Origin of the sequence: Flavonifractor sp. DFI.6.63 (assembly GCF_024462255.1) — a bacterium.
GTDB lineage: Bacteria > Bacillota > Clostridia > Oscillospirales > Oscillospiraceae > Lawsonibacter_A > Lawsonibacter_A hominis.
This window is the reverse complement of the sequence record NZ_JANGBE010000081.1, coordinates 1-647: the sequence shown is the minus strand read 5'-3', so window position 1 is coordinate 647 and position 647 is coordinate 1. Positions and strand designations below refer to the sequence as shown.

1 protein-coding gene is annotated in these 647 nt (G+C 44.4%); it reads right to left on the bottom strand.

Annotated features, from left to right (window positions below):
• Positions 1–62: 62 nt before the first annotated feature.
• Positions 63–647 (bottom strand): IS3 family transposase (locus tag NE547_RS17970; protein ID WP_256176620.1); only part of this gene is annotated, 585 nt, incomplete at its 5' end.

Sequence of the window (647 nt, the reverse complement as noted above, 5' to 3'; positions counted from 1 at the left end):
TTGAACCGCCCCCGATTGTGCGGACAGCACAAAAACGCCCCTAATATAGGACTATGAGATTTTCAAGCAGCAAACTGGCGGCGCAATTCCAGAGGCGTCAGTTTTGTTTTTGATTGAATGCGCTGGTGATTGTAAAAGAAAATATAATCGTCAATGAGCGCTCTGGCCTCGGCAAAAGAATTGATTTTGGTTCTGTAGATGCACTCTGTTTTGAGAATAGAAAAGAAATTTTCAGCCAGAGCGTTGTCATACGGATTTCCGCGTCTTGACATTGAGGGCGTAATCCCGTATCTTTGAGTTAGCTCAAAATATGCTTCTGAGGCGTACTGAGCACCCTGGTCACTGTGGAGTTGCAGCTCTGCAGTGACCTTTTCTTTCTTCTTGGCCGCCTTGATCGTATTCAGTACCAGGTTGACATTCTGGTTCGTGGCGGTCTTGTAGATAACGATGCTGTTGTCATAGAGATCTCGGATGATGGATAAGTACAAGGTTCCTTGTCCAGTGCTGATGTACGAAATGTCCGTTACCCATTTTTGATTCGGACATTCAGCGGTGAAATCTCTGTTCAACAGATTGGGGTATTTGTGCAGACCTTCCCCATATCTTACATATCGTTTTCTTCTTATAACCGACAGCAAATTGTACTT